16 protein-coding genes and 2 riboswitches are annotated in these 18,373 nt (G+C 72.9%); of the genes, 10 read left to right on the top strand and 6 right to left on the bottom strand.

Annotated features, from left to right (window positions below; translation table 11 throughout):
- Window positions 1–170: 170 nt before the first annotated feature.
- The gene (locus NOD94_RS06770; protein WP_281204803.1) at window positions 171–1,580 is read left to right on the top strand and encodes a short-chain fatty acyl-CoA regulator family protein; all 1,410 of its coding nucleotides are present in this window, start codon (window positions 171–173) and stop codon (window positions 1,578–1,580) included.
- A gap of 72 nt (window positions 1,581–1,652) precedes the next feature.
- On the opposite strand, the gene NOD94_RS06765 is transcribed toward NOD94_RS06770, so the two are convergent.
- A complete protein-coding gene (locus NOD94_RS06765; protein ID WP_281204802.1) occupies window positions 1,653–2,081 on the bottom strand; it encodes a VOC family protein in 429 nt (142 codons plus the stop codon).
- Between the two features lie 86 nt (window positions 2,082–2,167).
- A riboswitch (cobalamin riboswitch) is annotated at window positions 2,168–2,358 on the top strand.
- A 225-nt stretch (window positions 2,359–2,583) separates the two neighbouring features.
- Here NOD94_RS06765 and NOD94_RS06760 point away from each other — a divergent pair.
- Genes NOD94_RS06760 through NOD94_RS06740 form a run of 5 tightly spaced genes read left to right on the top strand, consistent with a single transcriptional unit; the run spans window position 2,584 to window position 8,000 of the window.
- Window positions 2,584–4,083 carry a CoA-acylating methylmalonate-semialdehyde dehydrogenase gene (locus NOD94_RS06760; RefSeq protein ID WP_281204801.1) on the top strand — a complete coding sequence of 500 codons (1,500 nt, stop codon included), beginning with the start codon at window positions 2,584–2,586 and terminating at the stop codon, window positions 4,081–4,083.
- A complete protein-coding gene (locus NOD94_RS06755; RefSeq protein ID WP_281204800.1) occupies window positions 4,080–5,231 on the top strand; it encodes an acyl-CoA dehydrogenase family protein in 1,152 nt (383 codons plus the stop codon). The genes NOD94_RS06760 and NOD94_RS06755 overlap by 4 nt, the downstream gene beginning before the upstream one ends.
- Window positions 5,228–6,304 (top strand): enoyl-CoA hydratase/isomerase family protein, encoded by a 1,077-nt coding sequence (locus tag NOD94_RS06750; protein WP_281204799.1) that lies wholly within the window; start codon window positions 5,228–5,230, stop codon window positions 6,302–6,304. Before NOD94_RS06755 ends, NOD94_RS06750 begins: the two co-directional genes overlap by 4 nt.
- Window positions 6,298–7,218 carry a 3-hydroxyisobutyrate dehydrogenase gene (gene mmsB / locus NOD94_RS06745; RefSeq protein WP_281204827.1) on the top strand — a complete coding sequence of 307 codons (921 nt, stop codon included), beginning with the start codon at window positions 6,298–6,300 and terminating at the stop codon, window positions 7,216–7,218. Before NOD94_RS06750 ends, mmsB begins: the two co-directional genes overlap by 7 nt.
- Window positions 7,215–8,000, top strand: a complete 786-nt coding sequence (locus NOD94_RS06740) for an enoyl-CoA hydratase (RefSeq protein ID WP_281204798.1) — start codon at window positions 7,215–7,217, stop codon at window positions 7,998–8,000. The genes mmsB and NOD94_RS06740 overlap by 4 nt, the downstream gene beginning before the upstream one ends.
- Here NOD94_RS06740 and NOD94_RS06735 read toward each other — a convergent pair.
- Window positions 7,987–8,727, bottom strand: a complete 741-nt coding sequence (locus NOD94_RS06735) for an adenosylcobinamide amidohydrolase (protein ID WP_281204797.1) — start codon at window positions 8,725–8,727, stop codon at window positions 7,987–7,989. The genes NOD94_RS06740 and NOD94_RS06735 overlap by 14 nt on opposite strands.
- Before the next feature lie 72 nt (window positions 8,728–8,799).
- Window positions 8,800–10,923 carry a glycogen debranching protein GlgX gene (glgX, locus tag NOD94_RS06730; RefSeq protein WP_281204796.1) on the bottom strand — a complete coding sequence of 708 codons (2,124 nt, stop codon included), beginning with the start codon at window positions 10,921–10,923 and terminating at the stop codon, window positions 8,800–8,802.
- Between the two features lie 411 nt (window positions 10,924–11,334).
- Window positions 11,335–11,395, top strand: a riboswitch (guanidine-III (ykkC-III) riboswitch).
- 76 nt (window positions 11,396–11,471) lie between these two features.
- Between glgX and NOD94_RS06725 the strand changes: the two genes are divergently transcribed.
- The 3 genes from NOD94_RS06725 (at window position 11,472) to NOD94_RS06715 (ending at window position 13,344) form a co-directional block, all read left to right on the top strand.
- A complete protein-coding gene (locus tag NOD94_RS06725; RefSeq protein ID WP_281204795.1) occupies window positions 11,472–11,927 on the top strand; it encodes an Ohr family peroxiredoxin in 456 nt (151 codons plus the stop codon).
- Complete coding sequence (locus tag NOD94_RS06720) at window positions 11,914–12,357, top strand: hypothetical protein (protein ID WP_281204794.1); 444 nt, start codon at window positions 11,914–11,916, stop codon at window positions 12,355–12,357. Before NOD94_RS06725 ends, NOD94_RS06720 begins: the two co-directional genes overlap by 14 nt.
- A gap of 117 nt (window positions 12,358–12,474) precedes the next feature.
- Entirely contained in the window at window positions 12,475–13,344 is an 870-nt protein-coding gene (locus NOD94_RS06715) for a serine protease (RefSeq protein WP_281204793.1), read from the top strand.
- Between the two features lie 76 nt (window positions 13,345–13,420).
- Here the strand turns inward: NOD94_RS06715 and NOD94_RS06710 are convergent, their stop codons facing one another.
- The 3 genes from NOD94_RS06710 to NOD94_RS06700 form a co-directional block, all read right to left on the bottom strand.
- A complete protein-coding gene (locus NOD94_RS06710) occupies window positions 13,421–14,209 on the bottom strand; it encodes a VOC family protein (RefSeq protein ID WP_281204792.1) in 789 nt (262 codons plus the stop codon).
- A gap of 170 nt (window positions 14,210–14,379) precedes the next feature.
- Window positions 14,380–14,745 carry an STAS domain-containing protein gene (locus NOD94_RS06705; RefSeq protein WP_281204791.1) on the bottom strand — a complete coding sequence of 122 codons (366 nt, stop codon included), beginning with the start codon at window positions 14,743–14,745 and terminating at the stop codon, window positions 14,380–14,382.
- 240 nt (window positions 14,746–14,985) lie between these two features.
- Window positions 14,986–16,191 (bottom strand): spore photoproduct lyase family protein, encoded by a 1,206-nt coding sequence (locus NOD94_RS06700; protein ID WP_281204790.1) that lies wholly within the window; start codon window positions 16,189–16,191, stop codon window positions 14,986–14,988.
- Between the two features lie 380 nt (window positions 16,192–16,571).
- Here NOD94_RS06700 and NOD94_RS06695 point away from each other — a divergent pair, with 380 nt between their 5' ends.
- Window positions 16,572–18,353, top strand: coding sequence for an N-acetylglutaminylglutamine amidotransferase (locus NOD94_RS06695; protein ID WP_281204789.1), 1,782 nt, complete (start codon window positions 16,572–16,574; stop codon window positions 18,351–18,353).
- Window positions 18,354–18,373 lie beyond the last annotated feature (20 nt).

Raw genomic sequence — 18,373 nt, 5'->3', positions numbered from 1 at the left:
TCCGCCTGGTCCGGCGGGCCGCAGGACGACTCTCGCAGTGACACCCAGTGCCATCAATCGTGGACGCCTGCCAATTTCTGTGAATCTTTTCGGGGCCGTTTGCCAAGTTTGCGAAGGGTCCACGTGGCCGTCGCCCCGCATAGGGTGGTCCACGGAACGAAGGAGGCGCGGTGAGCAAGACGTACGCGGGTACGCGGTTGCGGAGACTGCGGGAGGAGCGGCGGATGTCCCAGGCCGAGCTGGCCCGGGTACTCGCCATCTCGCCCAGCTACCTCAACCAGATGGAGCACGACTCCCGCCCGCTGACCGTGCCGGTGCTACTGCGGCTGACCGAGGCCTTCGGCGTCGACCCGGGCTTCTTCTCCGAACGGGACACCGGTCGGCTGGTCGCGGACCTGAGGGAGGCGCTCGCCGGGGAAGTGGCCGAGGCGAGGGTCTCCCCCTCGGACCTGGCCGAACTGGCCTCCCGGATGCCGGCGGTCGCACAGGTACTGCTCGACCTGGGCCGCCGCGGCCAACTCCTGGCCGAGCGACTGGCGGGGTCCGCCGACGGGCGCGACGGTGACCCGGCCATGGGGCTGCCCCGCTCGCCGCACGAGGAGATCCGGGAGTTCTTCTACCGGCGCCAGAACTACCTCCACGAAACCGACCTCGCGGCCGAGGAGCTGGCCCGCACCATCCGGATCCGGCCCGGTGAGGTCGTCCGCGCCCTCTCGGCGCGACTCATGGAGCGCCACGGGGTCCGGGTGAGCGCCGACTCGGAGCGGCTGCACCACTACGACGACTCGGGCCGGGTCCTCCACCTGTCCGCCCGGCTGCGGCCGGGCCAGCAGGCCTTCCGGATGGCCACGCAGCTGGCGCTCCTGGAGTACGGCGGCGAACTGGACCGGCTGGCGGCGGAGGACTTCCCCGCGGGGTCGACCCCGCACGCGCTGGCCCGGATCGGCATCGCGAACTACTTCGCCGCCGCGCTGATCCTCCCGTACCGGGCCTTCCACACGGCCGCCGAGGAGTTCCGTTACGACATCGAGCGACTCACCGACCACTTCGGACTCGGCTACGAGACCGTCTGCCACCGCCTCAGCACCCTGCAACGCCCCAGGCTGCGCGGGGTCCCCTTCTCCTTCGTCCGCGTCGACCGCGCCGGGAACATGTCCAAGCGGCAGTCGGCCACCGGCTTCCACTTCTCCCGCGCGGGAGGCACCTGCCCGCTGTGGAACGTGTACGAGGCCTTCGCCGCGCCCGGCCGGATCCACGTGCAGGTGGCCGCCATGCCCGACGGGCAGCGCCACCTGTGGACGGCCCGCGCCGTCACCCGCCACCGCGGCGGCTGGGGAGAGCCGGGCAAGACCTTCGCCATCGGTCTCGGCTGCGAGATCCGGCACGCGTCCCGGCTGGTCTACTCCGACGGGATCGACCTGGACAACACGGCGGCGGCCACCCCCATCGGCATGGGCTGCCGCCTCTGCGAGCGGCTCGACTGCCCGCAGCGCGCCGTCCCGCCCCTCGGGCGGCCGCTCGCCGTCGACGAGAACTCCAGCACCTTCGTCCCGTACCGGGTCGCCGACCGGGACCGGTGAGGCGAGGCCCGGCCCCGGCCGGGAGGCGTCCGCGGAGGGGCATCCCCGGCGCCTGCGCGGATCGGACGAACCTCAGTCGACGCAGAACTCGTTGCCCTCGATGTCCAGCATCGGGATGCACGAGTCCGTGCCGTCGTACAGCGTTCGCACGTGCACCGCGCCGAGCGGGACGAGCCGTGCGCACTCCGCCTCAAGGGCGGCGAGGCGCTCCTCGCCGACGAGTCCGGTGCCGACCCGCACGTCGAGGTGCACCCGGTTCTTGGCGGCCTTCCCCTCGGGCACGCGCTGGAAGTACAGGCGCGGGCCCACCCCCGAGGGATCACCACAGGCGAACCAGGAATCCCGCTGCTCGGGCGGCTGCGAGCGGTTGAAATCGTCCCAGCCGGCGAACCCCTCCGGCGGCGGCGCCGCGACGTACCCCAACACCTCGCACCAGAAGCGGGCGAGGCGCTCGGGTTCCGCGCAGTCGAAGGTCACCTGGAACTTCTTGGTCGCTGCCATCGGCGCACCGTACCAACAGGACCCGGCCGGCGCCGTGGGGTTCTTCACGCGGCCGCGCCGGGGGTGGGGGGTGGACTTACTAGGACGTCCAACTATATGTTCGTGGCAAGCCCGCGGTGCAGGGAAGCCGGTGTGAATCCGGCGCGGTCCCGCCACTGTGACCGGGAAGTGCGCTCTTCAGCAGGTCAGGCCACTGACGGAATCCATCCGTCGGGAAGGCCGGAGAGCGCGCGTTGATCCGGGAGTCAGGATACCGGCCGCGGGGTGATCCGTGTTGTCCACGAGGATGGAGCTGACACGCATGGCACCGGTACGTGACCACGGCCCAGGTGATCCGGCGGAGTACCCGAACGGCGAGGCCCTGCCCCCGCGTTCGTGACTCGACGAAGGCCCCGGGCCTTCCCTGTCCCGCGGTCGGAGCCGCGGTCCGCACCCCGATCGGTGCCGTACCGCTCCCGCGCCGCGCCTTCCTCGGATCCTCACCTGACGAGAGCAGGCTTCGATGGTCCGCGAACTCACCCACTTCATCGGCGGCAAGCACACGACCGGCACGTCCGGTCTCTTCGCCGACGTGTACGACCCCAACACCGGCGCGGTGCAGGCCAGGGTCCCCCTGGCCGGGCGCGCCGACACCGAGGCGGCGATCGCCAACGCGGAGGAGGCGCAACTGGAATGGGGTCGGTGGAACCCGCAGCGACGCGCCCGCGTCATGCTGCGCTTCCTCCAACTCGTCGAGAGCGAAAGGGACTCGCTGGCCCGACTGCTGTCCTCCGAGCACGGCAAGACCGTCGCCGACGCCCACGGAGACCTGCAACGCGGCCTGGAAGTAGTCGAGTTCGCCGCCGGCGTACCGCACCTGCTGAAGGGTGAGTTCACCGACAACGCGGGCACCGGGATCGACGTGCACTCGCTGCGCTCCCCGCTGGGCGTGGTCGCCGGGATCACCCCCTTCAACTTCCCCGCGATGATTCCCCTTTGGCAGGCCGCACCCGCCCTTGCCTGCGGAAACTCCTTCATCCTGAAGCCCTCCGAGCGGGACCCGTCCGTCCCGCTGCGCCTGGCCGAACTGTTCCTGGAGGCCGGACTGCCGCCCGGCGTCCTCAACGTGGTCAACGGCGGCAAGGAAACCGTCGACACCCTCCTCGAGGACCCCCGCGTCCAGGCCCTCGGCTTCGTCGGCTCCACCCCGATCGCCGCGCACATCTACGCCACCGCCGCCTCCCACGGCAAGCGCGCGCAGTGCTTCGGCGGCGCCAAGAACCACATGATCGTGATGCCCGACGCGGACCTCGACCAGGCCGTGGAAGCACTCATCGGCGCCGGCTACGGCTCGGCGGGCGAACGCTGCATGGCCATCGCCGTCGCCGTCCCCGTCGGCGAGGAGACCGCGAACGCCCTGGTGGCGAAGCTGGCGGAACGCATCTCCACCCTGCGCGTCGGCCGCTCCGACGACCCCGAGGTCGACTTCGGACCCCTGGTCAGCCGGGACGCGCTCGACCGGGTGAACCGCTACGTCGGCATCGGAGCCACCGAGGGCGCCGAACTCGTCGTCGACGGACGCGGGTTCACCCTGCCCGGCCACGAGGACGGCTATTTCGCCGGAGCCACCCTCTTCGACCGAGTCACCCCGCAGATGCGGATCTACCGCGAGGAGATCTTCGGCCCGGTGCTGTCCGTCGTACGGGCCGCCGACTACGAGGAAGCACTGCGCCTGCCCACCGAGCACCCCTACGGCAACGGCGTCGCGATCTTCACCCGTGACGGGGACACCGCACGCGACTTCACCCGCCGGGTGGGCGCGGGCATGGTCGGGGTCAACGTGCCGATCCCCGTGCCCGTGGCCTACCACACCTTCGGCGGCTGGAAGCGGTCCGGTTTCGGCGACCTGAACCAGCACGGCCCCGACTCGATCCGCTTCTACACCCGGACCAAGACCGTCACCTCGCGCTGGCCCTCCGGGGCCAAGGAGAGCGCGAGCTTCACCATCCCGACGATGGGATGAACGCCGTGACCACCCTCACCGAGGACCAGCTCGCCCTCGCCGAGGTCACCCTCGACTTCGCCCAGGAGCAGTTGGCCCCCCACGCCGTCGCCTGGGACCAGGCCAAGCACTTCCCCGTCGACGTCATCCGCCGGGCCGCCTCACTCGGCCTCGGCGGCGTCTACGTCCGCGAGGAGCACGGCGGCTCCGGCCTCACCCGCTCCGACGGGGTCCTCGTCCTCGAGACCCTGGCGACCGGCTGCCCGTCGATCGCCGGCTACCTCTCCATCCACAACATGGTCGCCTGGATGATCGACCGCTACGGGGACGCCGCCCAGCGGCGCCGCTGGCTGCCGAGCCTGTGCACCGCCGCCACCCTGGGCAGCTACTGCCTCACCGAGCCCGGCGCCGGCTCCGACGCCGCCGCGCTGCGCACCCGTGCCGAACGGGACGGCGAACACTACGTCCTGACCGGCGTCAAGCAGTTCATCTCCGGAGCCGGGGCCGCCGGCGTCTACGTGGTCATGGCCCGCACGGGCGAGAGCGGGTCCGGCGGGATCTCGGCGTTCGTCATCGAGCGCGAGGACCCCGGGGTCTCCTTCGGACCCAACGAGCACAAGATGGGCTGGAACGCCCAGCCCACCCGGCAGGTCGTCCTCGACGGCGTGCGCGTCCCCGCCGACCGTCGGCTCGGCGCCGAGGGCGACGGCTTCCGCATCGCCATGAACGGCCTCAATGGCGGCCGCCTCGGCATCGCCGCCTGCTCCCTGGGCGGCGCCCAGAGCGCGCTGGACCGCAGCCTCGCGTACCTGGCGGACCGGGAGGCCTTCGGGGCCCGGCTCCTGGACGCCCAGGCGCTCCAGTTCCGCCTCGCCGACATGGCGACCGAACTCTCCGCCGCCCGCGCGCTGGTCCGTACGGCCGCCGAGGCGCTGGACCGCGCCGACCCGCAGGGCGCGCAGCTGTGCGCGATGGCCAAGCGGTTCGCCACCGACACCGGCTTCGCCGTCGCCAACGAGGCGCTCCAACTCCACGGCGGATACGGCTATTTGAGCGAGTACGGCATCGAGAAGATCGTCCGCGATCTCCGTGTGCACCAGATCCTGGAAGGGACCAACGAGATCATGCGCGTCATCGTCGCCCGCGGCCTGACGGAGGCTCTGCGATGAGCGGGGAGGAGGACGACGTCCTCGTCCGGGTGGAGGGCGGGGCCGGCCGGCTGGTCCTCAACCGCCCCAAGGCCCTCAACGCCCTCAGCCACTCCATGGTGCTGCGCATCGAGGAAGCCCTGACGGCCTGGCGCGACGACCCCGCGGTGCGGACGGTGGTGATCTCCGGGGCGGGGGAGCGCGGGCTCTGTGCCGGCGGCGACATCCGGGCGATCCACGAGGACGCCCGCACGGGAGGCACCGCCTCGGCGGCCTTCTGGCGCGACGAGTACCGGCTCAACGCGCTGATCGCCCGCTATCCGAAACCGTACGTCGCCCTCATGGACGGCATCGTCATGGGCGGCGGCGTCGGCATCTCCGCCCACGGCTCGGTCCGGATCGTCACCGAACGCTCCCGGGTCGCCATGCCCGAGACCGGCATCGGATTCGTCCCCGACGTCGGCGGCACCTACCTCCTCGCCCTGGCACCCGGCGAACTGGGCACCCACCTGGCCCTGACGGGCGCGCCGGTCGGCGCCGCCGACGCGCTGCTCTGCGGCCTCGCCGACCACTTCGTACCCGCCGAACGGCTCGGAGCGCTGGTCGCGGACCTCGCCCACGGCCGCGTGCACGACGCCCTCGCCGCGCACGTGGGTCCGGCCCCCGCCGGGGAGCTCGGCTCCCACCGCGAGTGGATCGACCACTGCTACGCGGTCGACACCGTGGAGGAGGTGATCGACCGGCTCCTCGCCGCCGACGACCCGGCGGCGAAGCAGGCGGCGGCCACCTTGGCCACGAAGTCTCCCACCGCCCTGAAGGTCACCCTGGCCGCGCTGCGCCGGGCCCGCGGCCTCGGGCCGCTGGAACGGGTGCTGGAACAGGAGTACCGCGTGTCCTGCGCGGCCCTGTCCTCGCCCGACCTCGTCGAGGGCATCCGTGCCCAGGTCATCGACAAGGACCGCAACCCCCGTTGGTCGCCCGCCCGGCTCTCCGACGTGACGGAGGCCGACACGGCCCGCTACTTCGCACCGCTCGACGACGACAGCGAGCCGGCCGTCGCCGCCCCCGATGCCTTCCAGGAGGTGCCCTGGTGACCACCGTCATCGCTTTCGTCGGCCTCGGCCACATGGGCGGCCCGATGGCCGCCAACCTCGTCGCGGCCGGCCACCGCGTCCTCGGTTTCGACCTGGCCCCGGACGCCCTGGCCGCGGCCTCGACGGCCGGGGTGGAGATCGTGGACTCCGCGCCGGTGGCCGCCGCCGAGGCGGACGTGGTGATCACCATGCTCCCCGCCGGGCGGCACGTCCTGGCCCTCTACCGAGACGAGGGCCTGCTGGCGGCAGCCAAGCCCGGCACCCTGTTCGTCGACTGTTCCACCATCGACGTCGCCGACGCCCGAGCCGCCCACGAGGCGGCCGCCGGCGCCGGGCAACGGGCGCTGGACGCACCCGTATCGGGCGGGGTGATGGGCGCCGAAGCGGCGACCCTCACCTTCATGGCGGGCGGCGGCGAGGCGGAGTTCGCCGAGGCCGAACCCCTGTTGTCGGCCATGGGGAAGAAGACGGTGCACTGCGGGGGCCCGGGAGCGGGCCAGGCCGCGAAGATCTGCAACAACATGATCCTCGGCATCTCGATGATCGCCGTCAGCGAGGCCTTCGTCCTCGGCGAAAGCCTGGGCCTCTCCCACCAGGCCCTGTACGACGTCGCCTCCACCGCCTCCGGCCAGTGCTGGGCGCTCACCACCAACTGCCCCGTCCCCGGACCGGTCCCGGCCAGTCCCGCCAACCGCGACTACCGACCCGGATTCGCCGCCCCGCTCATGGCCAAGGACCTCGGCCTCGCCGCCAACGCCCTGCGGGCCGGCGGCATCGAAGCCGGCCTCGGCCTGCGCGCGGCCGACATGTACGCCGCGTTCGCCGAGGCGAGCGGCGCCACCCAGGACTTCTCCGCAATCGTCCACGTCCTGCGGGACGCGGCGACCGAGGCACCGAAGGGAACCACCCCGTGACCGGGACCACCGACCACGAGACGATCCTCGTCGAGCGCAAGGGCCGCAGCGCCCTCCTCACCCTCAACCGGCCGAAGGCGCTCAACGCGCTCAACCTTCAGGTGATGAACGAGGTCGTGGCCGCGACCGAGGCACTCGACCGGGACCCGGACGTCGGGTGCATCGTCCTCACCGGCTCCGCCAAGGCCTTCGCGGCGGGCGCGGACATCAAGGAGATGCAGCCGCAGGGGTACATGGACATGTACCTCACCGACTGGTTCACCGCCTGGGACCGCCTGGGCAACCTGCGCACCCCCACCGTCGCCGCCGTATCCGGCTACGCCCTGGGCGGCGGCTGCGAACTGGCCATGCTCTGCGACATCCTCCTCGCCGCCGACACCGCCGTCTTCGGCCAGCCCGAGATCAAACTCGGCGTCATCCCCGGCATCGGCGGCTCCCAGCGCCTCACCCGGGCCGTCGGCAAGGCCAAGGCCATGGAACTCTGCCTCACCGGCCGGACCATGGACGCCGCCGAGGCCGAGCGGGCCGGACTCGTCTCCCGCATCGTCCCGGCCGACCAACTGATGGCCGAGGCCCTGGCCGTCGCCGAAACGGTCGCCGGCATGTCCGCGCCCGTCGCGATGATGGCCAAGGAGGCGGTGAACCGGGCCTTCGAGACGACCCTCGCCGAAGGCGTCCGCTTCGAACGCCGCCTCTTCCACGCCGTCTTCGCCACCGCCGACCAGAAGGAGGGCATGAGCGCCTTCGTGGACAAGAGGTCCCCGGACTTCACCCACCGCTGACGCGGCCCCCCGAGCGGTTCCCCGTCCCTCCCGGAGCGAGGAGCCGCCCGGGGCTCTCGCTCCGCAGACACGCCTGGTAGGTGGCCCCGTGCACGGCCCGGGCCAGCCGCGCCCCCCAGACCGACCGCGGGCCGGCGAAGGGTTCGGCCGGATGCCCGTCCGAGGGCCGCAGCGCGGCGACGCACACGGCATCGGTCGGCGTACCGGAGGCGTCCACGCCCGCGTCGCGCAGGGCCTGGACCTTGGCCTCGGTGGCCGTGGCGACCGCGTTGACCAGGGCCGCGTCGGAGAGGGCGACGGGCACGGACACGACGATGTTGATCGTCCCCGCCGGTCTCGGCCCCGGGACGCCCGGGGCCGGGTAGGCGGCCCAACCCCGCACCCCGAGTCCGGCGGACGCCAGGGCCCGCACGCCCCCGTCCGAGGCGACGCCGTGATCGGCGACCGGGGCGGCCGTCATGAGGCCCACGCCCGACCCCGGTGCCCCGGCCCGCGCCGCGAGTCCGGCGAGGTGGACGTCCGGATCCATCCGCCGGTATCCGTGGGCCACTTGGGCGTTGAGCACCCACCGGCGCTCTCCGATGCCTCCGCCCAGCGGGGCGCTGGAGATCATGCGACGACTCCGGCCGGGCACCCACAGGAGCATCGGCAGGACCCGGCCGTCCTCCACGCGGGAGAGGAGCGGCAGGCGCTCCAGGGCGGACAGGTCGAGCGGCGCGTTGGACATGCCGCACCCTATCCCGCTGATCACGGGCCGGATCCGCGTGCGTCGGCGGTCGGTCGGGCCGCCGGGCCGGGATCAGGCCCTCCTGGCCGGGCGGCGCAGGACCCGCATGCTGCGGGCGGTCAGTACGGTCGTCGCCGTCGCCTTGATCTCGATCTCGTCCTGCGCGTCGTCACCGTCGAGGGCGGTGTCCAGGGCCACCGTCCAGGTCTCCCCGTAGGCGGCGGGCGGAAGCCGGTAGGAGGTGTCCTCGGCCGAGGCGTTGAACATCAGCAGCAGCGAGTCCGGCCGCGCGCCGGCCGCGTCGCCGCCGTCCGCCGTGAGGTTGTCCCCGCAGAGGTAGACGCCGATGCGGCGCGCGTCGGGCCGGTCCCAGTCCTCCGGCGTCATGCTCATGCCGTCCGGCCCGAGCCAGACGATGTCGGCGACCGGCGCGGCCGCGTCCGTGGGAGCGCCCTGCGGGAAGCGCCGTCTGCGCAGGACGGGTTGCGCGCGCCGCAGGGCCAGTGCCCTGCGGGTGAACGCCAGCAGCTCGGCGTGCTCCGCGCCGAGGCCCCAGTCCACCCAGGCGAGTTCGTTGTCCTGGCAGTAGACGTTGTTGTTGCCGTCCTGGGTGCGGCCCAGCTCGTCACCGTGGGCGATCATGGGCACGCCCAGGGACAGACAGAGGGTCGCCATCATGTTGCGCTGTTGCCGTGCCCGCAGGCGGCGGATCCCCTCGTCGTCGCTGGGGCCCTCCGCACCGCAGTTCCAGGACCGGTTGTCGGCGTCGCCGTCGCGGCCGTCCTCGCCGTTGGCCTCGTTGTGGCGGTCGTTGTAGGAAACCAGGTCGCGCAGGGTGAAACCGTCGTGCGCGGTGATGAAGTTGATGCCGGCGCGGGGGCGTCTGCGGTCGGACTGGTACAGGTCGGCGGAGCCGGCGATGCGGGCGGCGAACTCCGGCAGGGAGGCTTCGTCCCCCCGCCAGAAGGAGCGGACGGCATCGCGGTAGCGCCCGTTCCACTCGCTCCACAGGGCGGGGAAGTTCCCGACCTGATAGCCGCCCTCCCCGATGTCCCAGGGCTCGGCGATGAGCTTGACCCGACTGATGACCGGATCCTGGTGGACGATGTCGAAGAAGGCGGAGAGCTTGTCGACGTCGTGGAACTGGCGGGCCAGGGTGGCCGCGAGGTCGAACCTGAAACCGTCCACGTGCATCTCGGTGACCCAGTACCGCAGCGAGTCCATGATCAGCTGAAGGACGGCTGGGTGTCGCATCAGGAGGCTGTTGCCGGTGCCCGTGGTGTCGAAGTAATGGGCGGGGCTGTCGTCGACCAGGCGGTAGTAGGAGGGGTTGTCGATGCCCCGGAAGGACAGGGTGGGCCCCTGCTCGTTGCCCTCGGCCGTGTGGTTGTAGACCACGTCGAGAATGACCTCGATGCCCGCCCGGTGCAGCTCCTTGACCATCGTCTTGAACTCGGAGACCTGGCCCCCGAGGCTCCCCGCGGCCGCGTAGGCATGGTGGGGGGCGAAGAAGCCGATGGTGTTGTAGCCCCAGTAGTTCGACAGGCCCCGGTCGGTGAGGAAGCCGTCCTGGGTGAACTGGTGCACCGGCATGAGTTCGAGGGCGGTGACGCCGAGCGCCAGGAGGTGTTGGACGACGGCCGGGTGCGCGACCCCCGCGTACGTGCCCCGCAGTTCCTCCGGCACCTCCGGGTGGCGGAAGGTCAGCCCCTTCACGTGAGCTTCGTAGATCACGGAGTCGTGGAACGCGTGGCCCGGTGGGCGGTCGCCCTCCCAGTCGAACTCCCCGCCCGTCACGACGCCGAGCGGGACGTGGCCCAGGCTGTCGCGGTCGTCCGGACGGCCCGGGTCCGCCGTGGAGTGCCCGTTCAGGGAGGGATCGCCGTCGACCTGGCCGTCGATCGCCCGCGCGTAGGGGTCGAGCAGCAGCTTGGCGGGATTGCACCGCAGGCCCTCGTCGGGGTTCCAGGGTCCGTGGACGCGGTAGCCGTACCGCTGCCCGGGGCCGACGCCGGCCACCCGGCCGTGCCACACGCCACCGTCCACCTCCGGAAGCGCGATCCGCTGCTCGCCGCCGTCCTCGCCGATGAGACAGAGCTCCACCTTCTGCGCGCAGTCGGAGAAGAGGGCGAAGTTCGTTCCCGAGCCGTCGTGGGTCGCGCCGAGCGGGTACGGACGTCCCGCGGAGATATCCATGGGGGAAGGTAAACATGGGACGGGGCGCCGTGCGCCCCGTCCTTGGGCCTGTCGTCAACCTCCCGTCCGCGAGGCCGCCCTCCGGGCGACGACGGGAGTTCGACGACAGGTCCTGGGCAGGCGTGTGCCCCGTGCGGAGCCCGCCGGGCGCGGGCCGTTTCCGTACGGATCCCGTCGGGCCCGTGGCGCCCCGGACGCGACGGCGGCGCCCTCCGCCGCGGGCTCGCCGCGGAGATCCGCGCCGACCGATCCCGCCTGGCCCGACCGGGTGAAATCCGGACCCGAACGGGCGCCGGGGCGTACCGCAGCAGCCACCGACCCGGACTTCCTGGGCGCGGGCGGGTCGGCGGCGGGTGAGGAAGGTCACCGTCGGCCCTTCCCCGGCGTCCGGCCGCCGTTGCTAGATTTTCCGGCGGCCGGACCCGCGGCCCCGGACGAGATGCGCCGTACCCGGTTACGCACGACGACGCGCGAGGTGCCGCACGAGCGGCGCCGTCCGCTGTCCGAACCCGGGCAGCGTCCTCGTCGAGCGAGATGGGCCGAACGCCATGGCCGTGCCACTCACCAGCACCCTGTACGAGACGACCGCGCACGCCGTCGGGGGCCGTACCGGCTCCGTCCGCACGGATGACCGGCGCCTGGACCTCCGTCTGGCCCCGCCGCGCAAGAAGGTGCCCGGCGCCACCAATCCCGAACAACTGTTCGCAGCCGGTTTCGCCGCCTGCTTCACCTCCGCGCTCGCCGAGGTCGCCGCCGAGTACGGGGCGGACGCCTCGGCCGCGCACGTGGCCTGCGAGGTGCGGCTCGGCACCACGGACACGCCCGCCGGCTACGGCCTGGCGGTCGCCCTCACCGTGAGCCTGCCGGGGTGGGCGGCGGCGGACCTCCAGCCCCTGCTGCACCGGGCCGACGCGGTCTGCCCGTACGCGCAGGCGGTGCGCGGCAACGTACCGCTGACGCTCCTGGCCGTGGACTACGACCCCGCCGCCCATGACCGGGCCTGAGCCGGCGGGCCGCCACCCGGACGGGCCCGGCGTCCCGGCGCCCGAGCGCGGCGCCTGGCTCCGGCGCGGCATCAGCCGGGACGGCGGACCCCTCGTCGAGGACCGTGAAGTGGTGTGGCTGCAGGCCGGGCGCTACTACGCCGACAGCCGGGGCTTCGCCGGTACGACCTCCTTCGACGGCTCCCAGGTGCGCTTCCACCACCTCACGGGCGAGCCCGGCGAGGACACCGGCACCCTCCGGTGGGACGGCGCCGACCTCGTCGAGCGGGGCACCAACCCGGACGGCAGCACCTTCCTGGAGGTCTGGACACCGCTGCCCGGCGCCGACGGAGCCACCGGCTCCTGGTCCGGCCCGGACCACCACGTGGTGCGGGTCGGCCGGCACGTGGTGCACGTCGATTCCCGTGCGGGCGCGTACTGGCGGCTGTGAGCCCCCTCCCGGACGTGCGGGGCGCCGTAGGTGTAGCGCGGCGTGGACGGGGAACAGGAACCGCGACCGGAAGCACTCGGTCCGATTGCCCACCGCCCCCGCGCGAAAGTTTCCGTCATGGCTGGTTCCGCCCCACTGCACGCCCGACACCGACAGCAGGCCGCGCGGCCCCGGCAGGGGCGCCGTCTGCTGACCCGGGCGGTGGCCGTGGGGGCGGTCGCCGTTCTGTACACGGCGGCGACGGGAACCGGAGCCCAGGCGATCGTGCGCGGAACGGATTCCTCCGAGCCGTACCCGTTCATGGTGGCGATCCCCATGACCCCGGGGGACGGCGAGGGCTCCCTCGACGCCATGTGCGGAGGGGCCCTGATCGCTCCGCAGTGGGTCGTGACGGCCGGACACTGCGCGCAGGAGGTGATGCCCGCGCACCCGAGCGGGACGGTCCGCGTCGGTAGCGATCACCGGAAGGCGGGGGGCACCGTCCGTAAGATCGTCGCGAAGGTCGTCCACCCCGGCTTCGACGCCTCCGGCGACAAGCGCTCGAACGACGACATCGCCCTCCTGAAGTTGGACCGCCCCGTCCGTCAGCAGCCCGTCCGCATCGCGGGCCGCGCCCCGGCGGTGGGCGCCGACACCCGGGTGATCGGCTTCGGCACCGTGGTCGACGACCCGGAGCCCGGGCGGTGGGTGTTCCCCGACCGTCTGCAGGAGCTGAACACGCGGCGGACCGCCACGGCCGACTGCATGGACATCAACGGCAAGGGCGAGCTCTGCACCAGCAGCCGGGTCCGCGGCGCGATGGCCTGCTCCGGGGATTCCGGTGGACCGCAGGTCCAGCGCGTGGGCGGCCGCTGGGAACTGGTCGGCGTGACCTCCGGCGACGGCGACTACGCGGTCGACCCGCACTGCGGGAGCGGTCCCGGCATCTGGACGTCGGTGTCCGCGTACAAGGACTGGATCACCCGGACCATCGCCGGCCACCACTGACCGGGGGCCGGTCCCGTCCGCCGGGACGAAGCCGTCCCGCCCAGGGGCGCGGTGCCGGTCAGGTGCACGATGCCGGTCAGGTGCCCGCGGTGCGCGGCGCGACCACGGTGAAGGGGGCCCCGTCGGGGTCGACGAGGACGACCCGTCGGCTCGTGGGGGAGTTCTCGACCGGGGACGCGGTCCGGCCGCCCATCCGGTCGGCGGCTTCCATCGCCGCCTCCAGGTCGGGGACCCGGAAGTGGACGTGCCAGCGTGGGCGGACCTCGGGGTCCGGCGCCGCTTCGAGCGCGCCGCCGCGGATCCGGGCGATGGTGTCGCGTCCGTGACGCAGGACGACGTGGTCGTGTTCGTAGGACACGACACAGCAACCGGGCAGCTCGCCGGCCCAGTCGAGGACCTCCCCGTAGAAGATCGCGGCGGCGAACGCGTCGCGCGTCCGCAGTTCGAGCCAGGCCGGGGCGCTTCCGCGTCCCACCGACCAGTCGGGGATGACGACGCCCTCCCAGATCCCGAAGACGGCTCCGGCGGGGTCGGCGGCCAACCCCGCGCGCCCGGTGCCGAAGGCCAGGGGGCCGACGGCCATGGTGGCGCCCCGCTCACGGATCCTGGAGGCGACGACGTCCGCGTCCTCGACGGCGAAGTACGGAGTCCACGCCGCCGGGACGCGGAAGACGTCGGTGACGGAGCCGATGCCCGCGACGGGAGCACCGTCCCGGAAGGCCACGGCGAAATCGTCCCCGAACCGGGTGGGCCGGAACTCCCAGCCGAGCACGCCCGCGTAGAAACGCTGCGCGGAATCGGGGTCCCGGACCAACAGGCTGACCCAGCAGGGCGCCCCCGGGATGTCGTGACTCGATGTCGACACGGTCACCAGCCTCATCTGCCGCGCACGGGGGAGGGACAGTCCCACACTAGCCCCGGCGGCAGGCCGGACCCGCGAGGCCCGGCCGATCGGCCGGGGTGCCGTGCCGGTCGGGTCACCCGTCGGCGCGGCAGGCGCGGTACGGCCGGTTCCACCTGGCCGTGGGCCCGGGACTACGCGGCGGCGCCGACCGCGGCGGAGAGGGCCTCGACGGCGGCGACTGCCTGCGGCACGGTGGCGTGGACGTCCGGCGCGTGCGCGCCGACGCCGACGACCAGGGCGCGCCGGTCCTCCGGACCGGAGGCGACCACGGCCAGCGGCACGCCCGCGTCGGCGCAGTTGCGGTGGGCCCGGACGACGGTGCTCACGGCCGCGGGGCTCACTGAGGTGCCGGACAGCTCCAGGACGACGGGCGACGCCCGGTGGGCCGTGAGGAGGTCGTCGATCTCCCAAGCCGCCGTGGCGCGGCCGCCGATGTCGAGGTCCGCCCGCAGACGAATGATCAGCACGCCACTGTCGGTCACCTTGCTGGGCAGCACGGGCACTCCTTCTCTACGCCAACCACACCTTGTGTTCACCGCGTGCCCGTCCGTGGCGGTTGTATGCGCGGGGCGTCGGACGGTGGACGGCGTCCGTGGCGTCGTCATCGGCGGCCGCCGATGGCGTGCCACCGACCCGGCCGTGCCCGAGGACGCCGGGGCCCGACTGCGGGTCCACCTGACGGGACGGCCTGGCGGCGCTCGACGCCTGACCGCGGGTGCGGGCGCGTCCGGCAGGCGTCAGAAGGCGTAACGGATCCGTAGCCAAGGGGCGTGGGCGGCCACCAGACGGCGGACGGTGTCGACGGCGTCGGCCTTGGTGTCGTTGCGGTAGCGGACGTTCCAACTGCCGTTCTCGGAGCGCTTGGCCTGCTGGATGTCGGGCCGCCACAAGGCGTCCTCCGCCCGAGGGTGCCAGGCCAGGTTCAGTTCGTGCAGGTCCCGGTTGTGCGTCAGCATGATCACCTCGGCCGCGGCCTGCTGCTTGACGGCCCGCGGCAGGACGTCGTCCATGTGCCGCAGGAGCAGGCTCCAGTCCGCCTCCCACCCCGGCCGGACGACGACGGGCGACAGGTTGAAGTGGACCTCGTACCCGGCCTCCAGGAAATCCTCGGCGGCCGCGATCCGCGCCTCCACGGGGCTCGTGCGGATGTCGAGCAGTCGGGAGTCCCGCGGCGGCATCACGGAGAAGCGCACCCGGGTGCGCCCGCGCGGGTCGAGGAGCAGCAGGTCGGGATTGACGAACTTCGTGGCGAACGAGGCCTTGGCCGTGGGCCGGTGGGCGAAGAAGCGCACCAGGTCCGCGACGTTCTCGCTGATGAGGGCGTCCACCGAGCAGTCGCCGTTCTCGCCGATGTCGTAGACCCAGGCGCTCGGGTCGCACTGGTTGGGCTCCCGCTTGGGCCCTTGGCGCGTGATGTGCCGGTCGAGGTGGGCGATGATCCGCTCGATGTTGGTGAAGACGGTGATCGGGTTGGCGTAGCCCTTGCGCCGCGGTACGTAGCAGTAGGCGCAGGCCATCGCGCAACCGTTCGACGACCCGGGGGCGATCCAGTCGGCCGATCTGCCGTTCGGCCGCGTGGCGAGGGTCTTCTTCTCGCCCAGGACCAGGACCTCGCTCTTGACGCGGACCCAGCGTTCGAGGTTGCCCTCGTTGCCGTGGAGTTCCGGGATCCGCCAGTGCGAGTCCACGTCGATGATCCGGGCGTCGGGATAGCGGGCCAGGATCTCCCGGCCGCGGGGCGACGCCGCGGCGGCGGGCTCCGCGTGGATCTCCCGGACGGACAGCAGCCGGCGGGCGGCCGGGGAGTCGCGGTGGAGCGGCCCGTACGCGGTGCGCGCGGCGCCACCGTCGGGCGGGGTGCGTACGGGCCCGGACCGCAGCTCCTCCAGGCCGAAGAGCGCGTCCGCGTGACCGCCGGACGCCGCGACCGCACTGTCGCCCATGACTGCACTCCGGTTCCTCGCGCCGGCGACGTCGCGCGCCGACGGTCCCGCGGCGGGCCGCGGCAGGTGACTACGGGGCTTCCCACTGTAGGCGCCGTGCGGTGGGCCGGTCGGGTGGTGCGCCCGGGGCGGCGTGGATCCGGCGGCGGACGGGGGCACAAATGGTGGTGCCGTCGCCGGGTGGGGCCGGACCGGGGGTGGGCTTAAGGAGCGGGTGGGCGGGCAGGCGCCCCGGGAGTCGATCGCCCGTTCGGCCGGGCCGCACACGGCACGGATCGAAGGGCACGGGAGCGAAGAGGAATGATGGACCGGATGGCGCCCTCCGAGGTGAGGGCCGTCGAACGACGGCCGACGCGCGACGACCGATCGGGGGGCACCCCGTGTGCGGCCTGAGCGGTGAGGTGCGTTTCGACGGCGGTCGCCCCGACCTCGCGGCAATCGAACGCATGACCGACGTGATGGAGCCGCGCGGACCCGACGGCCGAGGAGCCTGGTCACAGGGGGCGGTCGCCCTGGGGCACCGGCGGCTGAAGATCATCGATCTGTCGGAGCGCGGTGCCCAGCCCATGACGGACGCCCGCCTGGGTCTCACCGCGGTGTTCAACGGCTGCGTCTACAACCACCGCGAGGTGCGCCGTCGGCTCGAAGGCGTCGGACACCGCTTCTTCTCCGACTCCGACACCGAGGTCTTCGTCAAGGCGTACGCGGAGTGGGGCCGGGAGTGCGTCGACCACCTCGTCGGCATGTTCGCCTTCGCGGTCGTCGAGCACCACACGGGCCGCGTCGTGCTGGGACGGGACCGCCTCGGCATCAAGCCGCTGTACGTCACCCAAGACGCCGCCCGGCTCCGCTTCGCCTCCACGCTGCCGGCCCTGCTGGCGGGCGGCGGCGTGGACACGTCCATCGACCCGGTGGCGCTCCACCAGTACATGAGCTGGCACGGCACGGTGCCCGCGCCCCGCACGGTCCTGGCCGGCGTGCGCAAGGTCCCGCCGGCCACCGTCCGCGTCATCGAGCCGGACGGCACCCAGCAGGACCACTGCTACTGGCAGCCCTCCTACACCCGGCACTCCGCACTCGGCGCTGACCCCGCGCTCTGGCGGGAGGCCGTGCACGAGGCGCTGCGCACCGCGGTCCGGCGGCGCACGGTCGCGGACGTCCCCGTCGGCGTGCTGCTGTCGGGAGGCCTGGACTCCAGCCTGATCGTGGCCCTGCTCGCCGAGGAGGGACAGGAAGGGCTCCCGACGTTCGCGATGGGCTTCGAGTCCGAGAACGGCGAGGACGGCGACGAATTCCACTACTCGGACCTCGTCGCCCGCACCTTCTCCACCGACCACCACCAGTTCATGATCCCCTCCGATCGGCTCCCCGCCGCGCTGGAGGGTGCCATCGGCGCCATGAGCGAGCCCATGGTCAGCCATGACGCGGTGGCCTTCCACATGTTGTCCGAGCAGGTCGCCAAGGACGTCAAGGTGGTGCTCTGCGGCCAGGGGGCGGACGAGGTGTTCGCCGGCTACCACTGGTACCCGCCGATCGCCTCGGCGGCCCGGGAGGACGCGCCCGCCGCGTACGCCGACGCGTACTTCGACCGGACGCACGGCGACCTCACCGCCATGCTGCACGCGGGAACCGCCGCGGCCCGCGACGTCTCCACGGACTTCGTCCGCGCCCACATGGCCGCGCCCGGCGCCGAGACCTCCCTCGACGCGGCCCTGCGGATGGACGTCCACGCCCTCATGCCCGACGACCCGGTCAAGCGGGTCGACAACATGACGATGGCGTGGGGCCTGGAGGCCCGGGTGCCGTTCCTGGACCACGAGCTCGTCGAGCTCGCCGCCGCGTGCCCGCCCGAGCTGAAACTGGCACGGGGCGGCAAGGCCGTGCTCAAGGACATCGGCCGCGAGATCCTGCCCCCGGAGGTCGTGGACCGCCCCAAGGGGTACTTCCCGGTCCCCGGGGTCCGGCACATGGCCGAACCGGTGCTGGCCCGCGTGCGCGACGCCCTCACGGCGCCGGAGGCACGCCGGCGCGGGATCTTCGACCAGCGGCACGTCGCACGGCTGCTGGCGGAACCCGACCGGCACCGGGCCAAGCGCGGCGCCAACACGCTGTGGCAGGTGGCCTCGCTGGAGCTCTGGCTCCAGGTGCACGGCGTCCATTGATCCCCGACGGCCCGTCACGA

The organism is Streptomyces sp. Isolate_45 (assembly GCF_024721315.2).
Taxonomy (GTDB): domain Bacteria; phylum Actinomycetota; class Actinomycetes; order Streptomycetales; family Streptomycetaceae; genus Streptomyces.
This window is presented reverse-complemented; position numbering and strand designations above follow the sequence as displayed.

Excerpts from the sequence above, each read along its gene's own strand:
- NOD94_RS06765 (WP_281204802.1), bottom strand. The coding sequence starts at position 2,081 with ATGGCAGCGACCAAGAAGTTCCAGGTGACCTTCGACTGCGCGGAACCC.
- NOD94_RS06760 (WP_281204801.1), top strand. The coding sequence starts at position 2,584 with ATGGTCCGCGAACTCACCCACTTCATCGGCGGCAAGCACACGACCGGC.
- NOD94_RS06755 (WP_281204800.1), top strand. The coding sequence starts at position 4,080 with ATGAACGCCGTGACCACCCTCACCGAGGACCAGCTCGCCCTCGCCGAG.
- NOD94_RS06750 (WP_281204799.1), top strand. The coding sequence starts at position 5,228 with ATGAGCGGGGAGGAGGACGACGTCCTCGTCCGGGTGGAGGGCGGGGCC.
- NOD94_RS06735 (WP_281204797.1), bottom strand. The coding sequence starts at position 8,727 with ATGTCCAACGCGCCGCTCGACCTGTCCGCCCTGGAGCGCCTGCCGCTC.
- glgX (WP_281204796.1), bottom strand. The coding sequence starts at position 10,923 with ATGGATATCTCCGCGGGACGTCCGTACCCGCTCGGCGCGACCCACGAC.
- NOD94_RS06725 (WP_281204795.1), top strand. The coding sequence starts at position 11,472 with ATGGCCGTGCCACTCACCAGCACCCTGTACGAGACGACCGCGCACGCC.
- NOD94_RS06720 (WP_281204794.1), top strand. The coding sequence starts at position 11,914 with ATGACCGGGCCTGAGCCGGCGGGCCGCCACCCGGACGGGCCCGGCGTC.
- NOD94_RS06715 (WP_281204793.1), top strand. The coding sequence starts at position 12,475 with ATGGCTGGTTCCGCCCCACTGCACGCCCGACACCGACAGCAGGCCGCG.
- NOD94_RS06700 (WP_281204790.1), bottom strand. The coding sequence starts at position 16,191 with ATGGGCGACAGTGCGGTCGCGGCGTCCGGCGGTCACGCGGACGCGCTC.